Origin of the sequence: Chondromyces crocatus (assembly GCF_001189295.1) — a bacterium.
GTDB lineage: Bacteria > Myxococcota_A > Polyangia > Polyangiales > Polyangiaceae > Chondromyces > Chondromyces crocatus.
On the sequence record NZ_CP012159.1, the window covers coordinates 2,290,297 to 2,317,054 of the forward strand.

At 68.6% G+C, this 26,758-nt stretch carries 15 protein-coding genes; 9 read left to right on the forward strand and 6 right to left on the reverse strand.

The features are described 5' to 3' along the window. Positions 1–13: 13 nt before the first annotated feature. Positions 14–2,701 carry a DUF2169 family type VI secretion system accessory protein gene (locus tag CMC5_RS48390; protein ID WP_050429938.1) on the reverse strand — a complete coding sequence of 896 codons (2,688 nt, stop codon included), beginning with the start codon at positions 2,699–2,701 and terminating at the stop codon, positions 14–16. A 328-nt stretch (positions 2,702–3,029) separates the two neighbouring features. Here CMC5_RS48390 and CMC5_RS08580 point away from each other — a divergent pair, with 328 nt between their 5' ends. The 3 genes from CMC5_RS08580 to CMC5_RS08590 all read left to right on the forward strand — a co-directional run bounded on the left by CMC5_RS08580 (position 3,030) and on the right by CMC5_RS08590 (position 5,245). Continuing rightward, the gene (locus CMC5_RS08580; protein WP_050429939.1) at positions 3,030–4,355 is read left to right on the forward strand and encodes a serpin family protein; all 1,326 of its coding nucleotides are present in this window, start codon (positions 3,030–3,032) and stop codon (positions 4,353–4,355) included. Between the two features lie 416 nt (positions 4,356–4,771). Beyond that, on the forward strand, positions 4,772–4,969 hold the full coding sequence (locus CMC5_RS08585) for a hypothetical protein (RefSeq protein ID WP_156338366.1): 198 nt from the start codon (positions 4,772–4,774) through the stop codon (positions 4,967–4,969). A 63-nt stretch (positions 4,970–5,032) separates the two neighbouring features. Further along, the gene (locus CMC5_RS08590; RefSeq protein WP_050429941.1) at positions 5,033–5,245 is read left to right on the forward strand and encodes a hypothetical protein; all 213 of its coding nucleotides are present in this window, start codon (positions 5,033–5,035) and stop codon (positions 5,243–5,245) included. 102 nt (positions 5,246–5,347) lie between these two features. Here CMC5_RS08590 and CMC5_RS08595 read toward each other — a convergent pair whose 3' ends face one another. Further along, a complete protein-coding gene (locus CMC5_RS08595) occupies positions 5,348–5,926 on the reverse strand; it encodes a hypothetical protein (RefSeq protein WP_050429942.1) in 579 nt (192 codons plus the stop codon). A 256-nt stretch (positions 5,927–6,182) separates the two neighbouring features. Between CMC5_RS08595 and CMC5_RS08600 the strand changes: the two genes are divergently transcribed. Beyond that, complete coding sequence (locus CMC5_RS08600; protein WP_050429943.1) at positions 6,183–7,853, forward strand: M14 family zinc carboxypeptidase; 1,671 nt, start codon at positions 6,183–6,185, stop codon at positions 7,851–7,853. A 42-nt stretch (positions 7,854–7,895) separates the two neighbouring features. Here CMC5_RS08600 and CMC5_RS08605 read toward each other — a convergent pair whose 3' ends face one another. After that, positions 7,896–11,783: a protein kinase domain-containing protein gene (locus CMC5_RS08605; RefSeq protein ID WP_050435792.1), complete on the reverse strand. Its 3,888-nt coding sequence runs from the start codon at positions 11,781–11,783 to the stop codon at positions 7,896–7,898. A gap of 121 nt (positions 11,784–11,904) precedes the next feature. Here CMC5_RS08605 and CMC5_RS08610 point away from each other — a divergent pair, with 121 nt between their 5' ends. From CMC5_RS08610 to CMC5_RS08630, 5 genes are all read left to right on the forward strand, one after another. Continuing rightward, positions 11,905–17,697, forward strand: coding sequence for an Ig-like domain-containing alpha-2-macroglobulin family protein (locus tag CMC5_RS08610; RefSeq protein ID WP_156338367.1), 5,793 nt, complete (start codon positions 11,905–11,907; stop codon positions 17,695–17,697). Positions 17,698–18,094: 397 nt separating this feature from the next. Beyond that, on the forward strand, positions 18,095–18,778 hold the full coding sequence (locus tag CMC5_RS08615; protein WP_050429945.1) for a trimeric intracellular cation channel family protein: 684 nt from the start codon (positions 18,095–18,097) through the stop codon (positions 18,776–18,778). Then, on the forward strand, positions 18,775–19,536 hold the full coding sequence (locus tag CMC5_RS08620) for a methionine ABC transporter ATP-binding protein (RefSeq protein ID WP_050429946.1): 762 nt from the start codon (positions 18,775–18,777) through the stop codon (positions 19,534–19,536). The genes CMC5_RS08615 and CMC5_RS08620 overlap by 4 nt, the downstream gene beginning before the upstream one ends. Continuing rightward, positions 19,533–20,192, forward strand: coding sequence for a methionine ABC transporter permease (locus CMC5_RS08625; RefSeq protein ID WP_050429947.1), 660 nt, complete (start codon positions 19,533–19,535; stop codon positions 20,190–20,192). Before CMC5_RS08620 ends, CMC5_RS08625 begins: the two co-directional genes overlap by 4 nt. 30 nt (positions 20,193–20,222) lie before the next feature. Then, positions 20,223–21,044, forward strand: coding sequence for a MetQ/NlpA family ABC transporter substrate-binding protein (locus tag CMC5_RS08630; protein ID WP_050429948.1), 822 nt, complete (start codon positions 20,223–20,225; stop codon positions 21,042–21,044). Positions 21,045–21,103: 59 nt separating this feature from the next. Here the strand turns inward: CMC5_RS08630 and CMC5_RS08635 are convergent, their stop codons facing one another. From CMC5_RS08635 to CMC5_RS08645, 3 genes are all read right to left on the reverse strand, one after another. Then, positions 21,104–23,797: a WGR domain-containing protein gene (locus tag CMC5_RS08635; protein ID WP_050429949.1), complete on the reverse strand. Its 2,694-nt coding sequence runs from the start codon at positions 23,795–23,797 to the stop codon at positions 21,104–21,106. A 105-nt stretch (positions 23,798–23,902) separates the two neighbouring features. Next, positions 23,903–25,258, reverse strand: coding sequence for a chymotrypsin family serine protease (locus tag CMC5_RS08640; RefSeq protein ID WP_156338368.1), 1,356 nt, complete (start codon positions 25,256–25,258; stop codon positions 23,903–23,905). Positions 25,259–25,348: 90 nt separating this feature from the next. After that, complete coding sequence (locus CMC5_RS08645; RefSeq protein WP_050429951.1) at positions 25,349–26,701, reverse strand: chymotrypsin family serine protease; 1,353 nt, start codon at positions 26,699–26,701, stop codon at positions 25,349–25,351. Between the last annotated feature and the right edge of the window lie 57 nt (positions 26,702–26,758).

A 26,758-nucleotide genomic window follows, 5' to 3' on the forward strand; every position in this document is an offset into this window, starting at 1 on the left:
ACGCGAGGGGACCTCACCGCGGCTTCCCGAACAAGGGGACGTTGCGCGCGAGCGCCAGCACCTTCACCGCCGCGGAGTGCGCCTCGCTCGGATCGATCTGGAGATGCAGCTCTGCGATCAGCCGCACCTTCAGCCGAGGGAAGAGCGGAAGGAGATCCGCCACCGCGTCGGGCAAGTACGCCGGGATCAGCTCATCGGGACCGAACGGTTGAAGGATCGCCCGCACGAATCGCCCGCCAAGGATCTTGCGACGCTGGTAATGACGCTCCGCAATCAGTGCCCGCTCGGTCTGGTTCTCCAGGTAGCCAGCAGGTGTCGAACGTTTGCCCAGGTTCCACACCTCGCGGATGCGTGTCGTCAGGCTCTCTGCCACGGCGGGGGCGCTTCGTAGATCGGACCCGCGCTGGGCCTCCTGCGCGTTGTTGACGGCGGCCTTGAGTGTCTCGTCCGTGCCGATCAACGGGGTGACCACGGCGATCGTGGTCTTCAAGCTTTCGACCTCATCGAAGGGGAAGCTCAGCTCACCTTCGAGCAATCGCAGCGGAGGCGTGAACTTCGCGTGGTCTCTCACGGCGTCCGAGAGCGCCTCCCTCACGCCGAGCGCATCGACGGCACCGCCGCGTGAGAGAATCTCGAAGACGTCGCGCCGATCCTCGATGCCCGCGGCGTCCTGGCCTTGGCCAGGATCGTCGACCTGTCGATCGATCGGCTTCTTGGCCAGCTCCTTCAGGATCTCCTTCCACGCCTGAGGGCGTCGGACGCGCGCCACGCACTGAGGTTCGAACCAGATCAGGTCGAGCACGTCCTTCGAGGTCGGAGCGGGTCGCGCCGATGCCTGCACCGCAGGCGTCTTCGTCGACGCCGGCGCTGGCTCGTCGCGTGGCAGCGAGGGCGTCGACCCTGCCGCGGCGTTCGAGGCTGCCAGCACACCGGCGCTCATCCCCCCGGCCGCAGCGCCCAGCACAGGAGCGCGGATCAACGCGGGAGGTGGGACGGCGGGCGCTCCCACGATGGGTGGTGGAAGGGGCTGGGCAACGGGAGGTACGCCGAGGGTGGAAGGGGCCGCACTGGGCGCCAGGGCAGGCGCCGGTGGTGTTGCCACGCTCGCGAGCCTCGTCGCGGGAGGTGGCATGGTTCCACCCGATGCTGGCGGAATGCTCGGTGATGGCGAGCGTACGGGGGGCGAGGAGGGGCTGGTCGAAGGCGCTGTCGGTGGGACAGGCGGAGGGGCGCTCCCCAGACCCGTCGCAGGAGGCGAGGGGGAAGGGGTCGGGATCGGGGGCGTGATCGTCAGTGGCGCTGGTCCCTTGCCCGTCGCCAGGGGAGGCACCAGGGTCGTCGTCCCGAGTGGCATGGACATCCGGGGCGGTGACTGGAGCGAAGGGGGACCCGGTTGCTGCTGCGCCCCCTGTCCTGCGGCAACGAAGGGCATTGCCGAGAAGCGCTGTGCCGGATCCGACGGGAGCGTGGGCGGCATCTGGCTCTGGGGCGAGGTAAAGGGGAGGATGGATGGCCCCACCGCCCGCTGGAGCGCTGCGGGGCGGGTCTTGTGCCCATCAGCGAGTCCACCACCTGATGTGAACGCACCGGATGTGAAGGTGTCGCCATCGAGGATGTCCGGCGCGTCGGGCTCGAGTTCTTCCAGTTCCTCCACTTCCTTCTCGTCGGTGGCGCCGTCGATGCGAATGCCACCGCGCGCGGCCTGACGCTTCACCTCCGCCCATCCCAATATCTGCCCTGCCGACTCGAGGGCGACCATGACGACACCCGCCTCATTGCGTTGCTGAAGCGGAATTTGCCCTCGCCACGTCATCGTCACCACGCAGCGATCGGTGTTGAGCCAGAGCTGGTCGGGACGCATCACCAGATCCTGGTAGTTCCGGCCCGGCCGATGCACGAACGCGCGTGGATGGATGCCGGGCAGGCTCGTGACCAGGTGCGGGTGCTCGGGGTGCAGGTTGTCGAGGATGATGCGCTCGTTGTCGCGCAGCGCGGAAACCTGCTGGTCCCGGGGGGCAGCGTTGAAGTAGGCAGCATCGAGATCGGGCGGAAGCGGCTGAAGGTGCCAGTCGTTCACCGACCACGTGGCCGCATGGTTGTTGAGCCGCTGGCGCCTCGGAGGCCAGGTCGGGGCGATCGGGCCGAAGCCGATGGGCTCGATGGGCTCCTCGGCCTCGGAGATGTTCACCCCCGGCGGCTGCAAGTTCGGCACGGGCTGCTTGCCGTAGATGTCGCGTGCATTGGGCGGCATCCCGACCGGATTGTTCGTGTCCGGCCCTCCACCCGCGCGTTCCCACAGCAGGGGCATCTTCGAGAAGCGAGGTCCATCCTGGAGCACGCCGTCCTGCCCGAAGGAGCGGTCGGCGTGGACCTTGATCGCCTTGTCCAGGTCACCCACGATGATGCGCGCCACGAGAGACCGCACCCGCGCCCCGCGTGACGCGAAAGCGTGTCCTACCAGGAGCACGTCGGCGCGAGGCCGGTAGGGGACGAGATCCGTCGGCGCATACAGGCTCCACGAAGCGTCGTCACTCCAGTGGCGGTCGGTGGTGTTGATCGGCTCCTGCTCGGGCGCGAGCCGCGACTCCATCGGCTGGAGCTCGAACGTGGCCTTGCAGACCACCGTCAGGAGCCAGGTGCCGGGGCGAGACTGCCAGAGAAGCGATGCGACAGGGAGCGAGGAGAGGGAGACGGCCTCCATGAGAGCGGAGCATATACCCGCCTGCACCGGGATGAGCTGATGACGCCGCGAGGGATGTCCCGTGACACGCTGCGCCGCAACCTTTGGCGCTCTGACGCGGCCGGCGCTCGGGAGCAGAACAGGAGCGCCGGGGTCGTGACGCGGTCGAGACAATTTGTGCCACTGTGCGCCGAAGCGCGTCCATCCACGAGCCTCGAGCGGGTTCGTGTGGCGTCCAGATCATGGAGAGCGAAGCCCCTTTCTTCGTCCAAAGAGATGCTTTTCGTGGACATCGCTCATCCTGGCGCGCATGTGCCACGAGGCACGCTACTTGCTCAGGAGTGTGGCCATGACCATGCGACTCCTTGGACTGCTCCCTCTCGCACTTTCGATGACTGTGTTCGGCTGCACGACCTCGGAAGGGGAACCGCCGCTCCAGGACGAGGAGGTCGTCTGCAGCGATCCTGGCACCGCAGGCTGCGTCGTCTCCTCGGAGCTGAAGCGCGATACGAGCCCCGCGGTCGCTCCGGCTGATCTGAAAGCAGCCGCCGATGGAAACCGCGCGTTCGCCTTCGACCTCTACCAGCAGCTGCGTGAGGAGTCCGGCAACCTCTTCTACTCACCCCACAGCATCTCCTCTGCCCTGGCGATGACCTGGGCCGGAGCGCGAGCCCAGACCGAGCAGGACATGGCTGCGGCACTGCACTTCACCCTGCCTCAGGCCCAGCTTCATCCTGCCTTCAATGCGATCGATCTGGCGCTCGAGAGCCGGGGGAAGGGAGCGCAGGGCTCTGACGGCAAGGGCTTCAGGCTCACCGTGGCGAATGCGCTGTGGGGGCAGATCAACTTCCCCTTCGAGGCCGATTTCCTGGACGTCCTCGCGCGTAACTATGGTGCAGGGATGCACGTCGTCGATTTCGTCGAGCAGCCCACCGAGGCGACCGATCTGATCAACGGCTGGGTCGACCACCGAACCGAGGGCAAGATCAAGAAGCTGCTCACGCCGCAGAACATCAGGCCGAACACCCGACTCGTCCTCACGAACGCCATCTACTTCAACGCTGCCTGGGCAACGCCGTTCGAGCCGTCGCAGACCCAGGACGGCCCCTTCGTCACCCAGGCCGGCGCGCAGGTCACGGTGCCCATGATGCATGGCTACCTCCAGGTCCCCTATGGCGAGGGGGCCGGCTTCAAGGCCGTGGAGCTTCCGTATGACGGCCACGAGCTGTCGATGGTGCTGGTCCTCCCGGACAACCTCGACGCTTTCGAGCAGGGGCTCGATGCGGCACGTGTCGATGGTGTCGTCGGAGCGCTGGGAACGCGCCTCGTCGATACGAAGATGCCGCGGTTCAAGTTCGAGTCACGCTTCTCGATGGTGGATCCCCTGGCCAAGCTGGGGATGGGCATTGCCTTCGGGTTCGACGGGGAGCCTGATTTCTCCGGGATCAACGGTACGGGTGGGCTCGCGATCGACGAAGTGGTGCATCAGGCATTCGTCGGGGTCAACGAGGCCGGGACGGAGGCCGCGGCAGCGACCGCTGTGATCGTGGGTGAAACCAGCGCACCGGAGCCGGCGGAGATCAGCCTGGATCGGCCTTTCGTGTTCTTCATCCGCGACATCGCGACGGGGGCGGTCCTCTTCGTCGGTCGCGTGAGCGATCCGTCGCCGAACTGAGTCGAGGTGCCGTACTGCCAGGCGGAGGCCACTCCGCCTGACACCGTCCCTCCGAATGCCGTCCCGTCCGAAGAGCGTCACCCTCCGCACCATTCATTCCGCGCCATTCCTGACGAATCGGACCGCTGTCGTGCCGACGCGGAAACATCGCTCCGATTGAGGCACGAGGCGCTGCAAGACGTTTCTGTCTCCAATGGCGTTGGAGCGCTCGTGCATCCCAGAATGACCCGCAGCCGTTCTTCCGGGTGGGTCATTCCTTGGCAAGGGAGGCACGTCAGAATTTTGGCCCGCCAGAATACCTTGTCCTAGCCTCTCCCGCACGAGCCAGGCCGTCGCATCAACATCTCGAATCCCATCGAGATGCCCGCAGCAACGATGCCGAAGGAGATCCGTGTGCTCGTTTGGAGGCGACGACCATGTACAGGAACATCATGCTTGCGGCCATTGCACTCTGCGCTCTCGGAGCGACGGCGTGCTCCACCTACAGCGCGGCAGTCCCGTCGGTTGAAGGCAAGGCCTACATCAAGGGAGCCGGTCTTTTCGGCCAGACCATGTACCACTGCGATGCGGCCGGCGGGAAGCCGGTGTGCAAGGAGCTGGAAGAGCAGGAGTAGCCCGCACGGGGCGTTTGCGCGCCTCGCATCGAGAACGACGACGAGATTCAGGAGGAATACGTAATGAAATCCATGGGTGTGCTTCTGCTCAGCGCGATTGGCTTGACGATGCTCTCGGGCTGCTCGTTCATCACCTCGGGGCAACCGAGCACCTCCGCCGTGACGGGCGAGGCGTGGTACACGAAGACCCGCTTCTTCATCATCCCGTATGCCAACGAAATCTACTATTGCGACGGCAAGAGCAACGTCTGCAAGCAGGCAGCAATGCCGGAGTGACGGACACGCTCACCGCGTGATCCATCCAGTCAGCCGATGGGGCGCATGCAGGTGTGTCTGCGCCCCGTCGGCTGGCGCCATTTTGTTCGAATCATTCCGCCATCAGAATTGAATCGCGGCCTGGGCTCCCAGGGCAAGCCATTGCAGCGATGGCACGCGAGGCTCGTCCTCCCGGAGCATCTTCTCGTATCCCACATGAATGCCGAAGTTCACCAGCGGCAAGGCGCGGATATCGAGCGCGAGTCCCCCGCCGAGAGTCGGAGCGAAGGCGTCGCCGCGCGGCACGGAGAGGTAGCCCATTCCCACGCGCACGTACGCAGCGGGTGAGATCTTCTTGTCGAGAGCCACACGTCCTCCGGCGAAGGCCCTCACGAGTCCAGCCGTCTCACGCGTCACGCTCGCCACGTGCGGAACGCCACTGGTGTCGAGCGAGATGTTCTGTACCTCGATAGGGAAGGCGTAATAGCCGCCGCCCACCTCCGGCGTGATCTCGATGGGTCTCAACCGCACGGCGTACCCGAGTCGCCCCATGATGCCCCACCCCACGGAGTAGGGATCGGCGCTGCTGCCGACAGGGATGGCAAGGTCACCTTCTGCTCCGATGACGATGTCCGCTCGTGCGGATGACGTGGCGAACACCAGGGTGGCAGTGACGGCGGCTGCGATGGCAACGTGGCGCATGGGTGATCTCCGCGGGCGACCGATATCGACCATGAAAATTGGCGTCTTTTCTGTTTAGATGCCCGATCCCCTCCGAGCGCTCAGGTCGACTTTGCTCGATGGCGGGAACCCTGCGTCCTCGGCTCCCATGGCGTCTCCGGGGCAGCCGTGAGTGATGGCTGAGAGCTCGCGTCGGCGCTGACGCGGACAGGATCTCGTCGGTCCTGCGCGAACCGTGGTGCGACCCGGTGGTCTCAGATGGCATGATGCTCGCCCCATGGCCCATCACGACGACGCACTCCGCACCCGCGCAGAGCGCACCGCCTACCGCGAGACCTCCACCCACGAGGATGTTCTCGCCTTCATCGATGCTCTCACGGCCCGCACCGATCGGGTGCGCCGGGTCAGCCTTGGTCAGAGCGGCGAGGGGCAGGACATCCCGGCGCTCATCGTCAGCGATGGCCACTGCTTCACCCCGGAGGAGGCGCGGAGTCAGGGACGCCTGGTGGTCATGGTCGAGGCGAACATTCATGCCGGAGAGGTGGAGGGGAAAGAGAGTGTGCTCGCGCTCGCGCGTGATCTCGCGCTGAACGATCGCCACCGTCGGCTCCTGTCGAGGCTGTGCCTCGTCCTCGTCCCCAACTTCAATCCCGATGGGAACGATCGGATCAGTACCGAGAACAGACGCCTCGATCTCGCGAATCTAGAAGGCCAGGTCAATCCCGAGGGAGGCGTTGGGACGCGCTACACGGGCGAGGGATGGAACCTGAACCGCGACAGCGTGAAGCAAGAGGCCATCGAGACGCGGAATCTCGCCCGGTTCTACCAGGCCTGGTGGCCGCACGTCTTCATCGACTGCCATACCACCGACGGTAGCCTCCACAGCTACGACCTCACCTTCGACACCTCTCACAGCAACCAGCGTCTCTTCCGACGGGTGATCGGAACATCGCGCAAGCTGCTCGAAGATGTCGCAGAGAACGTCGAGTCACGTCATGGTTTCCGGAGCCAGTGGTACGGCAACTTCGTTCAGGAGGACGAGCCGTCCAGCGGCTGGCAGACCTACCCAGCGCTCCCTCGCTTCGGCAGCCACTACCGTGGGCTGCTCGGCCGTGTCGACGTTCTGCTCGAGACCTACAGCTACATCGGTTTTCCGCGTCGATGCGCGGTGATCTATGCCTGGCTCCTGGAACTCTTCCGGTACTGCGCCAAGCACCGCAGGCGCATCATCCGCGTTACCGAGGCCGAGGAGGCGAGAATCATCAACCGCGGTGAGAGCCTCGATCCCAGGCCCCAGGTGGCCATCGATTACGGGGTGGGCAGCCGCGAGCCCTACGGAGAGCTGCGGTTCTCCTTTCCCGCGTACGCGCATCGGGGGGAGACCATCACGATTCGGTCTTACGATCGCGACAGCCTTTCGGCCCGCCGTTACCCGGGCAAGCGAGCCGTCACGTACCACGTCCCTCACCTCCGGACGTTCATCCCCCGGATGAGCGTGAGCACGCCGCTCGCCTACCTTGCTCCGGAAGAGCTGGCTCCCGTCCTCGAGAGGCATGGCATTGCATTCGAGCAGCTGGATACGCCCACGGAGTTCGACGTCGAGAGCTACTTCATCCTGGGGATCGAGAAGACCTTCAGCCCTGATGTCGCAGGCCTCGTACCGCCGCCTGGCGCGGCGGAGATCCCGCTGAGCGCGTCGCCTCCCCCTCGGCGCTTCGAGACGGTGGTCTCGGCGCGACCCGAGCGTCGCCGTATCACCTTCCCCGAAGGCACACTGCTGGTGAGAACGGCGCAACGGACCGGGACCTTGGCAGTCTATCTGCTCGAGCCGTGCGCGGACGATGGCGTGACACGCTGGGAGTTCCTCGACAGGTTTCTGCGTGTGGGCTTGCTCCATCCGGTGCATCGGTTGCTCTCGGCGCAGCCGGTACGTCCACGCCCTGAATGATCCCCACGAAGACGACGGACACGGTCGGGAGAAGCGCGAAGATCAGAGCGCTGCCGCGAGCAGCGCCGCGTGATCCGGTACCCGCGTGAGGAACTGCGTGCGGCGTGCGGGATCACGGATGTACGCAGCGCGTGCGTGCAGGCGGGAGCGCGCTGCATCGAGCGCGACGAGCGCCTCTCCCTGACGTCCCGCCGCGGCGAGCGCCTCGGCATGCACCAGGCCCACCAGCGCCTCGCCCTCCTCCAGGGGACCGAGCGCGATGAGCTGCGCAGCTGCCTCCTCCGCAGGCGCGAGCGCCTCCACCGCGCGGCTCTGGGTGAGCAGCGCGCGCGCCAGCAGGGCGAAGGCGGCTGCGCGGACAGGTGGAGCGACCTCCAGCATGTCCACCGCGACCCGTGCCTCTTTCTCGGCGGCCGCTGGGTCGCCCGAGAGCAAGGCGATGCGTGCAAGGTACGTGTGAGCGATCCCCTCCAGGCGCTGACTGCCCTGGATTTTCAGTGCCACGATCGCCTTCTCGACCAGCACACGCGCCTCATCGAGCCGCCCGACCTGAGCGAGCACGTACCCGAGATTTTCCTGCACCGCTGGCACCAGCTGGTGGAGCCCCATCTGCTCGGCGTCTTCCAGCGCTCCACGCAGCGCAGCCTCGGCCCCTACCGGGTCGCCGAGCTCCGTCAGCAAGTAGCCGATGTTGCTCTGCGTCGAGCAAGCGTAGCGGCGATCTCCGGCCCGCTCGAACGCGCGCAGCGCGGCCTGGAACAGCTCCAGGCTCGCGGCCGGATCGCCGTTGCTCGCGGCCCGAAGCGCCTCGCTCTCCGAGAGCAAGGCGCGAGCTTGATCGTCCACATCCGACCGGTGGCTCGCGAGGTGCTGCGCGCGCTTCAGCAGCTCTTCGGCGGCCGCGGAGCACCCGGCCTGCGCCAGGGATGCGGCCGAGCTGGCGAGGCACACGAGGAGCGCGCTCTCCGCGTCGGTCGCGGGCTCGGCGTTGCAAGCCCGCGTCACCCACTCCTCCATGCGATCCACGGCGCCGAGCTTCTGCGCCGCGAGACTCGCCTCGCGCATGGCGCGGTACCACCCCGCCGTCCCCGGAGGGAGCAGCGCTGCTGCCTCTCGCGCGCGGGACTCGGCTCGGGTCAGCTCTCCACGCCACAGGTGGGCCTCCACCTCCACGAGCCGAAGCGCTCCCAGCTCGCCTCCCTCCGCCCCGCATGCGACGCCCCGTCGAGCGCGGTCCAGGGCTGCCTCCAGATCGTTGCCCTGCAGTGCCTCCTCGGCCGCACGTCGGTACCAGCGCCCAGCGCGGCTCGGCTCGCCACCGCGCTCGAAGTGCCCCGCCAGCGCCAGCGCGTCTCCGTGGCCCGCGCGTTCGAGCCAGTCTCCGGCGAGCCGGTGCCCGGTGGAGCGATCCCCCTCGGTCAGCATGCCGTAGGCTGCCTCGCGCACCAGCGCGTGACGGAAATCGTACTCGGCGCCATGCCGGTGATCTGGATCCGCGCGCCGCAAGAGCACCTCGCCGACCACCAGGTCCTCGAGCCGGTGCCCTGCAGGCGTTCCGCCCAGCAGCGACTCGACGCCGGACTGTGAGAAAGCTCCACCGAACACGCTCGCCGCGCGCAGCACGCGACGCGCTTCTGGATCCAGCGCCTCCAGCCTCGCCTGCGCCATCGCGAGCACCGTCTCGGGGGCGTTGTCTCCGCGTCCCTCCGCCACCGCACGGATCAGCTCCTCCAGGTAGAACGTGTTCCCCCCGGCGCGCCCCACCAGCGTCCGGAGCTGCTCGTCGGACACGCTGTCACCGAGCACGTCACGCGCCAGCCGCTCTGCGGCGCGCCGGGGCAGCTCGCCCAGCCGGATCACGTGGACGGGCAGGTCCTCCCACAGCCCAGGGAACAGGCCATGAACCTCCGGCCGCGCCAGCGCCAGAACGAACAGCGGCAGGTCCCGCAGGTTGCGCAAGACCGAGCCCACGAACGTGATGCTCGGCAGATCCCCCCACTGCAGATCCTCGAACACCAGCACCACCGGTCGTGTCGCGCAGGCGGCGCGCAGCAGATCTTCGGCCGCGCGCCGGATCTGATCGCCCATCAGCCGCGGGTCACGCCTTGCGGCACGGAGCTGAGGGTTCTCTTCACCGCCAGGGACCGGCGCCCCCGTGAGTTCACCGAGGAAGATCGCGGCCCGCTCCGCGTCGGGCAGCCCAGCCGCGTGTGCCTGGATGCGTCGCCAGGAGACAGGCGCCGGCTCGTCTGCCGAGACGCCCAGCGCGTGGCGCACCGCACGCGCGAGGACCCCGAAGGCGGCCCCTGCGCTGAGCGGCTCTCCTCTGCCGATCCACACGTCGATCGGCTCACCCCGCGCTCGCAGCCGACGCACCAGCTCCTGGCGCAACCTCGACTTTCCGAGCCCCGGAGGGGCCGTCACCAGCACGGCGGACGCGCTCGACTCCTCCACGCAGGGCGTGAACGCCGCCTCCAGAAGCGCCAGCTCGCGAGAGCGCCCCACACACGGCGTCGGGCGCCCCATCAAGAGGGGAGGGGGATCATCGTCGCGCTCGCCGCGGAGCGCGTAGCCGCTGGCGGCTGGCTTCAGGTCGAACCGCGGCCCGAGCAGCCTCGCCGTCACCTCGTCCACGAGCACTGCGCCGGCTGCCTCGGGAGCCACGCTCCCCTCGAGCAGCCGCACCGAGCGATCGATCAACTCTCCCACGGGCAGCCGCGCTTCCAGCTCCGCCCGTCCCGTGGCCACGGCCACCGGGGCCCCTCCGAGCATGACCCGGATGGCGAGCGCGCATCGTCCCGCGCGCGCAGCCAGATCGGTCGGTGCTGCCACCCCCCGGAGCACCACGACCACCGTTCCGTCGGGTAACCGCTCCATGTGTCCGCCGTACCGGTCTGAGGCCGCTCGGAGCGCCCGCTCCCGTAACGCGGGCTCCGCGAACGTCACCATCCCATCGTCACCCGACTGCGGCCCGCTCGGAGGTGGCTCCGCGTTCGAACTCCGGGAGGCGTCGCGGATCAGCACCAGCGACAGTAGCCGGCGTTCTCCGCAGGTGATCTCGCGTCGCCCCGCGGACAGCGGCATCGTGTAGGGGACCGAGCTCCCCGCGCCGAGGTCCCCCATTGCTCGCAACGACGAGGCGACGGACTCCGCGTCGCCGGGACGCCCCTCCCGCGTCTTCGACAGCATGCGCGTCACCAGCATCTCGAGCGCATGCGGCACGTCCTGCCGTAGATCTCGGAGGCGTGGTGGATCGTCGAGCAACACCCGCAGCATCACCCCGAGCGCGTGATCGGCGGTGAACGGGGCCACCCCCGTCAGGCAACGGAACATCACGCAGCCAAGCGCGAACACGTCGGCGCGCGCGTCCAGATCCCGCTCGCTGCGCGCCTGCTCTGGGGCCATGTAGCCAGGCGTCCCGAGCACCGCGCCCGTGTGCGTCAGCGTCTGCGCTCCGGCCACGTGAGCGATCCCGAAATCCACCAGCACGGGCCTGTCGAGAGCGCCCTTGGCGAGGACGACGTTGCTCGGCTTCAGATCGCGGTGCACCACCCCTGCCCGGTGCACTGCGCCCAGTGCATCGGCGATCTGCATGCCCAGCGCCGCGCTCTCTGCAACCCCGAGGGGCCCACGCGACAGCCGTGCCCCAAGCGTCTCGCCCTCCAGCCACTCCATCACCAGGTAGGGTTCACCGTCGCCCGTCATCCCGTGCGCCACGTGCCGCACGACCCCGGGGTGCTGCACCCCTGCGAGCGCTTGCACCTCGCGAGCGAAGCGCGCGGCCATGTGCGCTTCGGGGCGCCCCAGCAGCTTCAGCGCGACCCGTGAGCCACTGCGCCGATCGAGCGCCTCGTACACCCTCCCCATCCCGCCCGCTCCGGCGAGGCGCAGCAGTTCGAACCGGCCGTCGACAACGGGTTCCTGTCGCATGTTGGGGCCGGCCAAGTATTGGTCGCGTCTCTGCTGCCGTCGAGCCGCTCATGGGACTCACTCACATCCTGGTCGCCCAGGCCGAAACCTTCCTGCCCCGCGCGTGTCCAACCGCGTGACCATGCCCGCCTCCCCCCTTTGGCCTCCCACTGCACTCTCTCACCTGGCTCGCTGGCGTGGCTCTCCGGCCCCCCTCGCCCTCGCGGTCCTCGCCTCGCTCGCCTCGTGCCTGCCTGGTGCACCACGGCCACCCGAGGCGCCCCTCCGTGGCCGCCTCGTCCCGACGTCTCCCGTCCAGCCTGCCGCCGTACCGGGCGCATCCGGGCCACTCCGCGTCGCCTTCGCCACGCCCCAGGGGGAGACCACGCACGCCACCGAGGTGAGCCTGGTCTTCAGCAAACCCATGCGTCCGCTCGGGCTCGGCCCTCATGAGCCGCCCCCACCCGTGCAGATGACCCCCGACGTGCCGGGGCGCTGGCAGTGGCTCGGATCCAGCGCCCTGCGCTTCAACCCTTCTGCTCCGTGGCCGGCGGCGACCCCTTACCGCGTCGAGGTCCCGGCTGGCATCCGCGCGCTGGATGGCGACCCCCTTCGAGATCCCTTCGTGCTCTCGTTCTCCACGCCGCGCCCAGCCCTTGGTGCCAGCCGACCCGAGCAGGGAGCGCGCCAGATCGCTGCTGACGCAATCATCTCCCTCCACTTCACCCAGCCAGTGACGCGCGACGAAGTGCGCCGTGCGACGACCCTCCGCGTCGCTGGTGCTGAGCCCCTCGCCTTCGATGTCGAGGACGTCCAGCCGACACCGCAAGGGGATGCCGATCCAACGCGGTACCGCCTCGTGCCGCGGAAGCCCATGCCCCTCGGCGCCGAGATCCGCGTCCACCTCGACGCCTCGCTGCGGGGAAACGATGGCCCCCTCCCCCTCGGCGAGGACGTCACCGTGGCGTTCCGTACGGCGGATCCCTTCGCCGTCGTGACGTGGCAGTGCGCTCCCCACCCCACCACCGCAGGCGTCTGCGACCCGAACTCCGACAGCGTCACCCTCACCCTCACCAACCCGGCTTCCATCGCCCAGGTGACCCGCGCGCTCGTCGCCGAACCCGCGCAGCCGCTCGACGTCTACCCGATGGACCAGGAAAACGACGCCGCCTCCACCTACGAGATCACCCCCCGGACATCCCCTGGCCCGGGCGGTGCCATCACGTTGCGCCTCCGTGCGCGCCCTGGGGGTCGCGCGCTCCTCGACATCCACGGTCAGCGTCTTCCTTCGGATGCCACGGCCGACCTGCGCTTCGGTGACCTCGCCTCGAGCGTCGCGTTCGACGTCGGCGGCACGTACTGGGGCACCTCGACGTCGAGACGGCTCCCCATCGAGACCCTCAATGCCACCGATGTCGTCGTCACCGCCGCGCCCCTCGCCGAGCAGAACGTGCTGGCCTGGCTCGCCGATGCAGAGCGGCGCGTCCCCGTCCGGGATCCCGAACTCCACTTCGCCGTTCCGAGCGCTGGCCGTAACGAGCCGCTCGTCTCCGCGACGACCTTCGAGCACCTCCTCGGCGTCTCGCGGGCCTCCCCTCTTCTCGGCCCTGTGGTCGCGCGGGCGCGCTGGACAGCGTCTGACGTGACCGGCCCGCAGCAGCGCGAGCGCATCTTTCAGTTCACTGACCTGGGGGCCATCGCGCGCGCGGGCCAGGAGGGGACCGCGCTCTGGCTCACCCGCCTCTCCACGGGCGCCCCCGTCTCCGGCGCCACCGTCCAGGCCTTCGCCATCCGTCGTGGTGCACCGCCGCCCCTCCACCCGCTCACCACGGCCACCACGGATGCGCGCGGTCTCGCCTGGCTCCCCTTCGACCCCCAGCCCTCGACCTCACGCGCTGGCACCCTCGCGCTCGTCGTGCGTCACCAGGACGACTGGATTTTCCAGTCTCTCGATACGCCCCCGCCTCCCGCACCCATCGGCACGCTCTTCGACGCGCGGGGAATCTACCGCCCTGGGGAGCAGCTGTTCCTCAAGGGCCTCGTCCGGCTCCCGACGGCTGCGGGCCTCACCTCGCCACGCGGCCGCGTGGTCGACCTCGCGTTGCACGGCCCGGGACGCGACGACATCGCCTCCTGGAAGATTCCTCTCTCGGCCCACGGCACGTTCCACGTCCAGCACACGCTCCGCGAAGACGCGCCTCTGGGACGCTACCGCGCCGAGGTGACGCTCGATGGCGCCCACATCGACTCCGCATCCTTCCGCGTCGACGAGTACCGCCCGGCGGAGGCGACCCCGCATGCGGACCTCGACGCGGACCATTACCGCCGTGGTGACACGGCCGTGTGCAACGCCGCCGGACGCTTTCTCCACGGGGGACCCATGGCCGGCGCGACGGCGCTGGTCTTTCTCTCTCGCGCTCGAGGTAGCCATGTCATTCCTGGCCTCGATGGCTACAGCGTGAGCGATCGAGACGTCGTGGTCGCCGAGGGCAGCCTCGCCGCCACCCGCACCAAGCTCGACGCGAGCGGCGCATTCCGGTTTCCAGTGCAGCTCACGCTGCCGGGCCAGACCACCACCGAGTCCATCCAGTGCCACGTCGAGATCGTCGACCACAACCGACAGAGCTACGAGGCCTTCACCGCGGCGACCGTCCATCCCGCCGATGTCTACGTGGCCCTCGCGCTGCCGGAGGGCCGCGCCTTTCATCCCGGCGTCTCCTTCACCCAGCGTGTCCTCGTCGTCACGCCGGAAGGGGCGCGCCGCAGCCGGCCTGTGCGTCTCGAGTTCATTCATCGCAAGCCTGGCCGTACCCCGGAGGACACCACCCTCACCCACTGCGACCTCACCCCTGGGCTCGAACCGGCCTCCTGCAAGCTGACCCCTCCCTCGGTCCAGCCCGGTGAAGACGACACGCTCCTGGTGCGCGCCACGGTCCAGGACGAGCGCGGGCACGTCCACGTGGCCTCGCACGCCTCGTCCTTCGAGCCTCTCCCGCCACCACCGAAACCTGCTCCTCCGACCCCGCCTCCAGCGCCCTCGCCGCCACCGTCTCCGCAGCTCGCCATCCACGTCGGTCATGAACAGCGAGCTGGGACCACCGCGCGCCTGAGCCTCACCTCCTCGTTCTCGGTGCCGACCCAGGCTCTGCTCACCGTCGAGCGGGAAGGCGTGCTCGCTCGGCACCTCCTCACCCTGCCGCCCCACCAGGCGGGGCCGCTCGCGTTCGACCTGCCGATCACCGAGGTGATGATCCCCAACGTCGTGCTCCACCTGGTCGCCGTCTCGGAGGCCCGCTCCGAGGTGACGAATGCTCACCTCTCCATCGACCCCGCTCCGCGCCTTCTCCAGGTCGCACTGCGACCCTCGTGCACCCGGTGCGCACCAGGAGACCGCATCGATCTCGACGTCGAGGTGCATGACGCGGCTGGCAGACCCGTCCCGCGCGCAGAGGTCACCCTCTGGGGAGCCGACGAAGCCTCGCTGCAGATCGCCCGTTACAGCTTGCCACGCCCAGAACTCCACTTCTTCGCCGAGCGCCGCCACCGGGTCCAGGGCGCCGATGTCCGGAAGGACCTCGTCACCTTCCACCGCGGCTACCGGAGCAAGGCCCCCAGCATTCGCCAGGGGAGCGTCGCGCTCAACGGCCCTCGCGGCGACTTCCGCCAGACCGTCCTCTTCGAGCCTGCCCTCCTCACGGACGCCGCTGGCCGTGTCCGCAAGCGTGTGCAGCTTCCAGACGGGCTCACCGAATACCGCTTCATGGCGGTCGCCGTCGCCGAGGACGACCGCGTGGGCACCGTCCAGACCTCGCTCACCACGAGCAAGCCCCTGATGGCCCGGGCCACGCTCCCTCGGGTCATCCGTGTCGGTGACACGCTCGAAGCGTCCGTCGTCGTCTCCACCCAGGACCTCCCTCGCGCCGACATCATCGTCTCCGCCCACGCGCAAGGCCTCACCCCGCTGGGCCCCCCTCGTCGCGCGGCCGTCGTCGACCCTGGCCTCTCCCAGGAGCTTCGTTTCCCGTTTCGTGCCGACCGTCCTGGCCGCGCCCGCCTCACCGTGGACGCTGCCGCCAGCGCGCTCCTCCTCACCCCCGACGCCTCCGGCACACCGCTCGCCCCCAGCATCGCAGGTAGGCGCCGTGCGACGGACGCCATGCAGCTCAGCCTCCCTGTCGTCGCCCCGACCGTCCTCGAGACGGCGGCTCTTCACGGCGACACCGCCTCTGCCATCGCGGAGCAGCTCGGCGCCCTCGACGGCCTCCGCGACGATCTCGGCGGCCTCACCCTCGTCCTCTCTTCCACCCCCCTCGCTGGCCTCGCTCCCGGCATCGAGCAGCTCCTCGAGTACCCCTATGGCTGCACCGAGCAGACGGTCAGCCGGATGATCCCCCTTCTCGCCTTGCGTGATCTCGCCCGGGGCCTCGGCATCGCCCTCCCCGAAGGCAAACTGGGCGAGCCTGGTGCCCCCAGCCCGCCTACGGGGGCCCTCGCCACCGCGCTCACCGAGGCGGTCGCCCGCGTCATCGGCAACCAGCGCCACGACGGCGGCTACGGCTACTGGCCCGGCTCCACCCGGAGCGACCTCTGGCTCACCGCCTACACCCGCTTCGCCCTCGGTGACGCCCGACGTCGCGGCGTACCCGTGCCCCTTCGCGCCCTCGATGGAGCGACACGACACCTTCAGGATTGGCTCCTCGCTCGCTCCTCCGAGCATCCCGCAGCACCTACCGCCGAGCAGACCCCCAAGAACGCTCCGCATCCCGCCAAGCGCACCCTCCAAGACCTCGACGCGCGCCGCCTCGACGACGACGACCTCGCCATCGCTGCGCTCCTCGCCGACACGCTCGCGGCCGAAGGCACGCCCGAGCCCACCCTCACCCGCGCCCTCTTTGCGGTCCGCGACCGACTCACCCCCTTCGCGCGCTTCCTCCTCCTGCATGCCGTCGCCACCGCCGGCGGTGACCAGGTGGCGCGCGACGAGCTGACCCGAGATCTCGAAGCGGCTGCCCGCATCGACGGCGCCCTCGCGCGCATCGTCAGCGGCTCTTCGAGCCACAGTGAAGCCCTGCTCGGCTCCGACGTCCGCACCACGGCCGCCGCCTTGCGTGCTCTCGCCGTGGCCGCGCCGCAGCACCCGCTCCTCCATCGCCTCGCCCGCGCCGTGCTCGCCGACCGACAGCACGGACGCTGGCGAAGCACCCACGAAGCGGCGTGGGCGCTGCTCGGCCTCGACGCATACCGCAAGGCGCACCCACCCCCCACCGCCCCACTCTCTGGCCGAGCCTTCCTGGGCGACACCCTCCTGTCGGAGGCCTCCTTTGGCGCACCCCCTCTCGCTCTCACGGCGAAGGCCACCCTGCCCATGGATCGCCTCCTTCCCGGCGCAGGCGCCTCCCTCGTCTTTGCTGCCGAGGGCGACGGACTCCTCTTTTACGAAGCCACCCTTCGTTTCGCTCGCCGCGCGCTACCCACCACGCCCGTCGAAGCGGGCCTCTTCGTCCAGAAGACCTTCAGGAACGTGGCCGCATCCAGCTCCCCGGGCGTCACCGCCGCCGAACGTCCCAGCTTCCGCGCAGGTGACGTCGTCCTGTGCGTCGTCGAGATCGTCACGCCGTCACCTCGCCACGGTGTCCTCCTCGAAGACCCTCTTCCGGGTGGCCTCGAGCCCATCAACCCTCACCTCGGATCCATGGGCAGCCGCCATCATCATCTTGCCCACGATGGTGCCGACCACCGTGAGCTGCGCGACGACCGCGTGGTCTGGGTCGTCGACACGCTGCCTGCGGGCATCCACCACTTCAGCTACCTCGCCCGTGCCATCACCCCCGGCACCTTCGTCACGCCTCCCACCCGCGCCGAGGCGATGTACGCGCCCGACACCTTCGGCTCCACCGCTGCTGGCATGGTGGAGGTGCTCGCACCCATCCCGTGAGCTGCTCAGCTCTGGTTGCTCGCGCGTCAGCGTCACCTTCCGACGACGTCGCGCGAGCGAACACACGAGTTCACGCGAGCGAACACGCACGCCCCCTGCCTTGACGCTCGTCGCACCCTGCGGTAGCCGGGACGCTGAAGATGTCCGCTGAGATCATCCCTCGCGCGTCGACCCTGCATCGCCTCGTGGCCTGCGAGCACACCGTGCTCGTGCCGGCGGTGCCTTGTTGTTGTCGCGGCTGATCGGCGCATCGAGCGCGAACGGCGCCTGCACCCCGGATTGAGCACGAGCGCTCTCCGGGGGCGCGTGTCGCCGTGCGCTGACCCAGAACCACGCGGCGCTTCGACGACCTGAAGCGCTGCGCCCCGAGGGCCCGGGTTGGGCCTTGCAGGTCTCCATGTTCGGGTTGAGTCCATCCATCGTCACGGTCATCGAAGTCGTCGCCGTCTTCACCGGCGCCCTCTCGGGGGCGCTGCTCGCTCGACGAAAAGCGGGGTACGACATCGTCGGCATGTGCGGGCTCGCGCTCTCCGCCGGGCTCGGCGGCAGCATCACCCGCGACGTGCTCCTGCAGCACGGAACCCCCTTGGCGCTGATGCGCCTCACCTACCTGCTCACGGTCGGCGCAGCGATCCTCGTGAGCTGGTTCTGGGGCCACTACCTCGGCGCCCAGACCGACCGGGCCATCCTGCTGCTCGACGCCATCGGCCTGGGCTGGTTCGCCGTGGCCGGCACCTTGCGCTGCCTGGGCGTCGGCCTGGAGGTCGTCTCTGCCATGCTCCTCGGCGTCATCGGCGCGGTCGGCGGCGGTGTCGTGCGCGACGTCCTCTCCGGCGAGGTCCCCGCGGTGTTTCGTCGCGGAGAGCTGTACGCGCTCGCCGCGCTCGCGGGCATCGTCGTCCTCATCGTCAGCCGCGCCCTCGGCTTGCCCGAACTCGCCTGCGCCGCCGCAGGCATCTTCGTCGGCTCGGGCGTCCGCCTGCTCAGCATGCACCTCGGCTGGCGCAGCCCCGAACCCTTCCGACCTGGCGTGACCCTCGCCGACCCCGGCGAAGGCCAGCCCTTGAAAGGACGCCGATGAGCACACGGGCAGCAGGCGCCGAGCTGAGCTTCGAGCGCGTGAGCAAGCGCTATCAGGCGGGCAACGTCGCCATCGACGCCCTGACCGACCTCTCGCTCACCGTCCGCCGAGGCACCATCCAGGCCGTCATCGGCGCGAGCGGGGCAGGGAAGAGCACCCTGTTCCGCTGCGCTGCCACCCTGGAGCGCCCCGACACAGGTCACATCACGCTCAACGGCCTCGACCTCGCCTCCCTGAACGGCCCAGCGCTGCGCGAGGCCCGGCGCGCGATCGGCACCATCTTCCAGCAGCTCCATCTCCTCCCGTCGCGCACCGCCGCAGACAACGTCGGCTTCCCCCTGGAGCTCGCGGGCGCGGACCGCAGCACCCGTGACGCGCGCGTCCGCGAGCTGCTCGGCTGGGTCGGCCTCTCGGCCCGCGGCGACAGCTACCCCAGCGCACTCTCCGGCGGCCAGCGCCAGCGCGTCGCCATCGCCCGCGCCCTCGCCACCTCCCCCGGCCTCCTCCTCTGCGACGAACCCACCTCGGCCCTCGACACGGAGACCACCAACACCGTGCTCGACCTCCTCCGCCGCGCCCGCGACGAGCTGGGCGTCACCGTGCTCCTCATCACCCATGACCTGCGCGCGGTCCAGCGCATCTGCGATCGCGTGGCGCGCCTCGAAGCGGGCCGTCTCGCCACCGAAGGCCCCGTCACCGACGTCCTCGCGACATCCCCTCCCGAGACCCGCACCTCCGCTGCGAACGAGGCCCCATGAGCACCCTCGAGACCCTCCTCGCCCTGCTCGTCCCGGCCACCCTGGAGACGCTGCTCATGGTCGCCGTGGCCACCCTCGTCTCGTGCGTCGTCGGCCTCGCCGTCGGCGTCATCGTCGTCGTGACCGAGCCCCAGGGGCTCCTCCCTTCGCCTCTCCTCCATCGCGCCCTCGGCGTCCTGGTGAACATCGGTCGAAGCATCCCCTTCGTCATCCTGATGGTCGCCATCGTGCCCTTCACGCGGCTCGTCGTCGGCACCTCCATCGGCACCCGCGCGGCCATCGCCCCCCTCGTCGTCGCGGCCATCCCGTACGTCGCGCGCCTCGTCGAGACCTCCCTGCGCGACGTCCCCGCCGGCATCATCGAGGCCGTCGTGACCATGGGCGCCACCCCCCTCCAGGTCATCCGGCACGCCTACCTTCGCGAGGCGCTCCCTGCCCTGATCCGTGGCGCCACCCTGACCGCCATCAGCCTCGTCTCCTACTCCGCCATGGCCGGCGCCGTCGGAGGCGGCGGCCTCGGCGATCTCGCCGTGCGCTACGGCTACCAGCGCTTCCGCACCGACGTGATGGTCGCCACCGTCGTCGTGCTCCTCGTCCTCGTCCAGGGCCTCCAGGCCGCTGGCGAGCGCCTCGCCCGCCACGTCGATCACCGCTGACGCACCCCCGCCGGCGCCAAGGAAGATCCCATGAACCGTCGCTCCCTCTCCGTCGTCCCTGCGTTCGTCTCGCTCGCTCTTTTCGCCGTGCTCCTGACCGCCTCGGCGTGCAACTCCAGGCGCACCTCCTCCGATCCCGGCGTGCTCCGCGTCGGCGCCAGCCCCGTCCCGCACGCTGCCATCCTCGAGCACGTGAAGCCGATCCTCGCCCGGCAAGGCATCACCCTCCAGCTCGTCGAGATGACCGACTACGTGCGCCCCAACCTCGCCCTCGTCGAAGGCGAGCTCGACGCCAACTTCTTCCAGCACGAGCCTTACCTCGCGCAGTTCAATGCCGACCGTGGCCAGAAGCTCGTCGCCGTCGCGCGCGTCCACGTCGAGCCCCTGGGCATCTACTCCCGCAAGGTCCGCGCCCTCGCCGACCTCCGCCCTCGCGCCGTCGTCGCCCTCCCCAACGACCCGACCAACACCGCCCGCGCCCTCACCCTGCTCCAGACCGCGGGCCTCCTCCGGCTGAAGACGACCGCCACCCACGCCACCGTGCTCGACATCGCCGACAACCCCCGCCAGCTCGACCTCAGGGAGCTGGAAGGCGCCCAGCTCCCCCGGGCCCTCTCCGACGTCGACGCGGCCGTCATCAACACCAACTACGCCCTCGAAGCCGGCCTCCAGCCCGACAGCGACGCTCTCGTCCGCGAGGGCAGCGAGTCCCCTTACGCCAACATCCTCGTCGTGCAGCCCGAGAAGGCCGACGACCCGCGCGTCCAGGCCCTGGTGAAGGCGCTCCAGAGCCCCGAGACCCGCCGTTTCATCGAGGAGCGCTTCAAGGGGGCCATCCTCCCGGTCTTCTGAGCCTCGCCCGGCGAGCGCCACGCCGCGACCCCTCGAAGATCGCGGCGGCGGCCTTCAGCTCAGTGGCACTGGAACGTCGTCCCCCTCGTGTAGACATAGAGCGACCCCGCGTCGCCCGTGTTCGCCTCGCTGAGCGACTCGTTCACCTGCATCACCCAGGCGCCGTCCCCACCTTCCTCCTCCTGGATCCAGAGCGGCTCCCCGAGCACGTGCCCCGCGGCGTTGAAGATCATCTTGCGCAGCATCGCGACCGACGGCTCCTTCGACCGCCTGAACAGATCCGTGGGCACATCGAGCGCCACCACCGCGATCGGATCCCCGTCGACCGCCTTCACCTCCGCATCCATCGGGATGGGCACCCAGATCGCCTCGTCGTAACGCTCCCCGCGCTCCGGTTCCGGACAGAAGTACGCGACGGCGCGCGCGCCTGGCCAGTTGGTACGCAGCTCCGGCAGATCGTCGAGGTCCAGGGTGAACAGGTGCTTGTGCGGCTCCCCCTTCCCGTCTCTGGGCACGCTCGCCTCGTCGAGCCCGGGCGCCTTGCCACCGCTCACCGTCAGCGACCCCGGCCGCGCCGTGTAGCCCCGGTCCTCGTTGTGGCTCCACACCCGTTGCAGCACGTACGTGCGCAACCGGCTCGCACCCTGCGCCTCTTTCGTCAGCCGCAGCAGCGCCTGGTGCTCCGTCTCCTTCGCGCCAGCGAGGGCCTTTTCCAGCCGCTGGAACTGCTGATGTGGCAGCCCATTGCGGAGCGTGCTCAGGAGATTCGCATCGCCTCCCGACTGCGGCATGTTGGGCTCCAGCGCGTCGACCAGCACATCGCCGACGGCCTCATAAATGGTGCGGAGATCGCCGCTCTTCACCGAATTGCGCAGCTCGATCAGCCGCAGGGCCGCCTCGTTCCAGGCTTCGGACGGGGCGTCCTTGTCCAGGTGGGCCATCGGACGGACCGGGTACTTCTCCGACCGCACCCTGTCCATCACCAGCGGGACACGTCGCTCCAGAGGCAAGGCGCGCACGATGCGTCCGAGCATCGCCTCGCGTGCCGAGTCGGTGTAGCCGAGGTCTTCACCGCCCTCGCGGTCGAACGTCACCAGCGCCTCGTACTCTGGCGCCACGGGTTGCCCCTGCTCGGCCATCTCTGCCATGCACGACAGGACCAGGCGGTGCCAGCCTCTCTTCTTGTTCTGGGCCGCTTCTTCGAGCCGCTGCACCAGCGACGGCAACGCCTGCGCGCCACAGCGCGCGAGGATCCCGTGCGGGATGTTGTCACGCTGCACCGAAATCGCGAGGAGCCGCTCGAACAACCCTGCGTCGAAGTGGGCCGCGAGCGGGGCTGCGGTGAGGTACTCCCTGAACTCGGAAGCGAGCAGTCGCTCCGCCATCGCGACGACCCGCTCACGCGGCAGCCCGTGCAGCGCGGTGACCCCGAGGTCGTTGATGGGCTTGTAGCTGTAGCTAGGAAAGCTCTTGAACTCGAGCTTCTCGTCGAGGGTTACCGGCACTTCCCGACCTTCTGCCTGGTACTTCCGGAACGCACAGAGGAGCATCAGCTCACGCACCTCCCGCCCCCGCTCCGGCTGCCGAAGGTCGTCGGGTATCGCCAGCGCAGCATCGACCAGCGCCTCCGCCGTGTCGGCCCGATCCTTCAACAGCAGATCGGGAAGCCGCTGCAGCTCATCGCTGCTGGTGTTCGCGTCTCGTCCTGCGATCAGCGTCCCCAGCTCCTCGATCGGGGCGTGCTGCAGCGCGAGCCACATGCTCCGGAGCTGCGTCCAGCTCCCCGTCCGGGCGTACTTGAGCAGCGCCTGGATCCACGCCTCCCGTGTCCCGAAGCGCTCCGCCAGATGATCGAGGTTCTCGAACGACTGCAGACGGTGCTCGACCAGGTTCCCTTCGTGGACGACGGGAACATCGTTGTTGGTCAGCAGCCCGTAGCCGCTGGCTTGCCCGCGCGCGAGCTGATCGAGCACATCGGCCGCCTCCTCCGGCGCGACCGGTTCCCCGCACCGCCCCTGGATGAAGCGGATGGCGCGCTGGATGTTCGGCTTCATGCGGTCGAAGCGGCTCCGGAACGCCTCCGGATCACGGTGGTACGTGCGGACCAGCAGCCGATCCAGATCGAGCGGGTACGCATCGAGGAGCGTCATGACGGTGTAGCCCCGCTTCATCAGTGGCTGGAACGCTTCGGGCAGGCGGGTGCAAAGCTCTGCCACGACCACCGGGTCGGCCTCACGGGAGGCGCTCTCCGACAGGTACGACAGCACCCCGTAATGTCGCTCTGCGGCGAGCGCGCCGTGTTGAACGAGGTGCCAGGCCAGCGCCCCGATGCGCCCGTAAGCGACGCCGCTGCCTTCCGACAGCATCTGCGAGACCTTGTAGCTGTCGGCGTCGGCCTTCTTCTGAACCTTGGAAGCCACGGCCTGAAGTACCTTCGGCTCGACCCCATCGAAGGGCGGCAACGTCGTCGCGACGCCCCGCGGCTTCTTCGCCGCACCACCGGCCGCCTTCTTCGCCCCCGCTCCCGCATCGGGCTCCGCCGTCGCCTCACCGACCAGCGCATAGCCCTTCCCCGTCTTCTCCCGGATGAGCTTCGCCGCCGCCTCCTGCGCCTCATCCTCACTGCCGAAGCTCTTCTCGGAGCTGGTCCCCTTCGCTCCGATGCGCCCGTACCGCGTGGTGAGCGTCGTCCCCTCCACGCGGATCTCCCAGAACTTCGACGCCCCTGCCTCTGAACACTCGTAACGCCCCATGTGGACAACGGTAGCCCCGCCGTACCGTCAGCCTCAAGCGTAGCGAACGTAATTTTGCGCCTCGCTGCGGCCCCGAGGGCAGCCGGACCCTCGGGGCGACGGCCTTCACTGGAACGCGAACGCGCCGGTGCCTCCCATCTCGTTCTCCACCTCCCAGAGCAAGCTGAACCCGAACCTCCCCGGTGAACCACCCCAGAGAATGCCCACCGCGTCGACATTGGACGTCGTTCCATGTCGCCGGAAGACCGGCCCCCCGCTGTCTCCGTAGCTGGCCCAGGCGGTCACGAAGTACTGGCACTTCAGCGTGATGCTCGTCCCGCCGATGCTCGCATCGACGCAGGACTCCGCGAGCGGCCCGTGCGTCTGTCCCGTCGTCCTGCCGATCTTGTCGACGTCGATCCCGACCGCGAGCGACGAGGGCATCGAGGTATTCGCAACCTGATACAGGAACGCTGGATCCTGAATGATGTCCAGCAGGCACGAGGGCACCGTCGACGCGCAGCGAGCGAGAGGCATGGCCAGCTTGCCCAGGCGCCCCGTGGTCATCGGCTCGTGGTACTTCACGAAGGCCGAGTCACTGCGACGGCACACGCGGGTCGCCGGGCAATCGAACCCCGAGTAATACGTATTGTCGTGCGCCTCGATGCCGACGAAGTCGGGGACCAGGATGCTGTTCCCTGCCTGACGGAACAACGTCCCCTCCGTCCCGCCTTGCGTGTTCGTGCAATGGGACGCCGTGAGGAAGCCGCGGCCCATCACGAAATGGTCCGCATTCCAGCCCAGCGTGCAGAGTCCGCCGCTGTTGTTCTTGATCTGTAGCCCTGCCACGGGCGGCCACCACCGATCTTGCAGCGTGCTGGCGGTGAACTCGAAGGGCTTCACCAGCTCGATGACGCAGGCCTCGTCGGGCACGCCCATTCTGGCGACGAACTTCTGGACTGCTTGCTTCGCCGCTTCGGTGCTCACGCCGATGCGGATCCGGTTCTTCACCTCGTCGATGTCCGTCAGGACGGTGTCGGGCATGCCGAGCACGTCCCCGATCTGGCCGTACCACGCAAACAGCTGGCTCCAGTCGTACCGACCTTGCTCGAAGCGGATCTCGGGGACCTCGGCAGGCCCACCGGGGTCGCGTCCTGGCGCGAGCATGCGCTCGATCACCGGCTCCAGGGCCACCTTGGCCTTCTCTGCCACCCCCAGGTCCGTCAGGTGGACGACGGGCTGGCCCTGGTCGAAATAGAGCCCCCCGAATCCCGGAACCGCCTCGGCAATCAGCGCGAACTGCTCGTTCGCATTCATTGCGACCTCACCCCAGACGAAGTCCTGGAGCGCGTCGGACGTCGCGTCGGCCGATTCCGGCGCCGGCAGGGATTCCCCTTCTTCATTCGAGCAACCGACGGCGCCTGCGATGCCGACCATGCAGCAGAGCGTCATCCAGGGAAGTGACCAGTCGTGGCGTATCATGTTCGTCCTCTCGATCTTGCTGGAGGTGAATTCATTTCACGGAAGGTTGCTGGACCCGCGCCCAGCCATTTCATTTCTGCGCGGAGACCTTCAACGCAGCGAGAGGGCGCCGCTCCCACCCATCTCGTTCTCCGCTTCCCAGAGCAGGCTGAAGTAAGCCAATCCCTCCAGGCCACCCCAGTGAATGCCGACCGCGTCGACGTTCGATGTCGTCCCGTGGCGCAGAAACACTGGACCACCGCTATCCCCGGGCGCGTTCCCCGTCGCGATGACGTACTGGCATTTCAGGTGAAAATTGCCTCCAGCGACATCGGTATCGATGCAGGTATAGGTGAGTGGGCCGTGCATCTGTCCCGTCGTCCTCCCCATCCTGTCTACGTCGATCCCCGCCAGCAGCGCGGAAGGGAGGGTGGTGTTCGCGACCTGGTAGAGAAGGCTCTCGCTCTTGATGATCTCGAGCGAACACGATGTCGCCGGCGCCTGGCAACGCGCGAGCGGCATCGCCATCTTGCCGAGGCGTCCAGTCGTCGTGATGGCGTTGTACTTGATGAAGGCGACGTCGCTTCTGCGGCAACGGCGGCCGGGGGGGCAATCGAACCCTGAGTAGTAGGGGGCGTCGTGCGCCTCGACGCCGACGGCGAACATGGGGAAGACGACGGGCTGGTAGAATACCGTCCCCTCCGTCCCTCCTTGCACGCTCGTACAATGAGACGCGGTGAGGAACCCGCGCCCCAGCACGAAATGGTTCGCGTTCCAGCCCAGCGAGCAGTAGCCGGTCTCCGTGCGGATCTGCTGCCCGCCCACGGGCGGCCACCATTGATCCCGGAGTGAGTCGGCCGTGAACTGCGGCGCCTTCACGTCCTCGATGACGCAAGCCGCTGCAGGGACGTCTCTGGCCACGAGGAACTTCTCGACCTGTCGCCGCGCGTCCTCGGTGCCGACGCCGATGCGGATCCGGTTCTTCGTCTCGTCGATGTCCCTCAGGACCACGCCGGGCACGCTGAACACGCCGCCGATTTCCCCATACCACCCGAACAGGCTGCCCCAGTCGTACTGGCCTTGCTCGAACCGGAACTCGGGCATCTCGAAGGGCGCCGAGGGATCTCGCCCCAGCGAGAGCATCCGCGCGAGCACGGGCTCCAGCACGACCTTGGCTTTCTCCACGGCGTCCAGATCCGTCAAGAAGACGACGGCCTGCCCCTGGTCGAGATAGAGACCGCCGAACCCAGGAACCGCCTCGGCAATCATCGCGAACTGCTCGTCCGCATTCATCGCAACCTCACCCCACGCGAAGTCACGCAGCGCATCGACCGACAGCTCGGCGGACTCAGGGGGCGACGAGGAAGACCCTTCCTCCTCTTCGGCCGAGCAGCCCGTCAGACCTGCGATCCCTGTGAAACAGGGGAGCAAGAGCAGCGGCAGGATGCAGCGACGATACGTCATGGCGATTCCTTTCAATCGAAGCTGTGCTGAATGCTTTCAGCTCGAGAAGTGCAGGCT

What these genes read in the sequence shown, in the direction of transcription:
- CMC5_RS48390 (WP_050429938.1), bottom strand. Translation starts at nt 2,701, where the DNA reads ATGGAGGCCGTCTCCCTCTCCTCGCTCCCTGTCGCATCGCTTCTCTGG.
- CMC5_RS08580 (WP_050429939.1), top strand. Translation starts at nt 3,030, where the DNA reads ATGACCATGCGACTCCTTGGACTGCTCCCTCTCGCACTTTCGATGACT.
- CMC5_RS08585 (WP_156338366.1), top strand. Translation starts at nt 4,772, where the DNA reads ATGTACAGGAACATCATGCTTGCGGCCATTGCACTCTGCGCTCTCGGA.
- CMC5_RS08590 (WP_050429941.1), top strand. Translation starts at nt 5,033, where the DNA reads ATGAAATCCATGGGTGTGCTTCTGCTCAGCGCGATTGGCTTGACGATG.
- CMC5_RS08595 (WP_050429942.1), bottom strand. Translation starts at nt 5,926, where the DNA reads ATGCGCCACGTTGCCATCGCAGCCGCCGTCACTGCCACCCTGGTGTTC.
- CMC5_RS08600 (WP_050429943.1), top strand. Translation starts at nt 6,183, where the DNA reads ATGGCCCATCACGACGACGCACTCCGCACCCGCGCAGAGCGCACCGCC.
- CMC5_RS08605 (WP_050435792.1), bottom strand. Translation starts at nt 11,783, where the DNA reads ATGCGACAGGAACCCGTTGTCGACGGCCGGTTCGAACTGCTGCGCCTC.
- CMC5_RS08610 (WP_156338367.1), top strand. Translation starts at nt 11,905, where the DNA reads ATGCCCGCCTCCCCCCTTTGGCCTCCCACTGCACTCTCTCACCTGGCT.
- CMC5_RS08615 (WP_050429945.1), top strand. Translation starts at nt 18,095, where the DNA reads ATGTTCGGGTTGAGTCCATCCATCGTCACGGTCATCGAAGTCGTCGCC.
- CMC5_RS08620 (WP_050429946.1), top strand. Translation starts at nt 18,775, where the DNA reads ATGAGCACACGGGCAGCAGGCGCCGAGCTGAGCTTCGAGCGCGTGAGC.
- CMC5_RS08625 (WP_050429947.1), top strand. Translation starts at nt 19,533, where the DNA reads ATGAGCACCCTCGAGACCCTCCTCGCCCTGCTCGTCCCGGCCACCCTG.
- CMC5_RS08630 (WP_050429948.1), top strand. Translation starts at nt 20,223, where the DNA reads ATGAACCGTCGCTCCCTCTCCGTCGTCCCTGCGTTCGTCTCGCTCGCT.
- CMC5_RS08635 (WP_050429949.1), bottom strand. Translation starts at nt 23,797, where the DNA reads ATGGGGCGTTACGAGTGTTCAGAGGCAGGGGCGTCGAAGTTCTGGGAG.
- CMC5_RS08640 (WP_156338368.1), bottom strand. Translation starts at nt 25,258, where the DNA reads ATGATACGCCACGACTGGTCACTTCCCTGGATGACGCTCTGCTGCATG.
- CMC5_RS08645 (WP_050429951.1), bottom strand. Translation starts at nt 26,701, where the DNA reads ATGACGTATCGTCGCTGCATCCTGCCGCTGCTCTTGCTCCCCTGTTTC.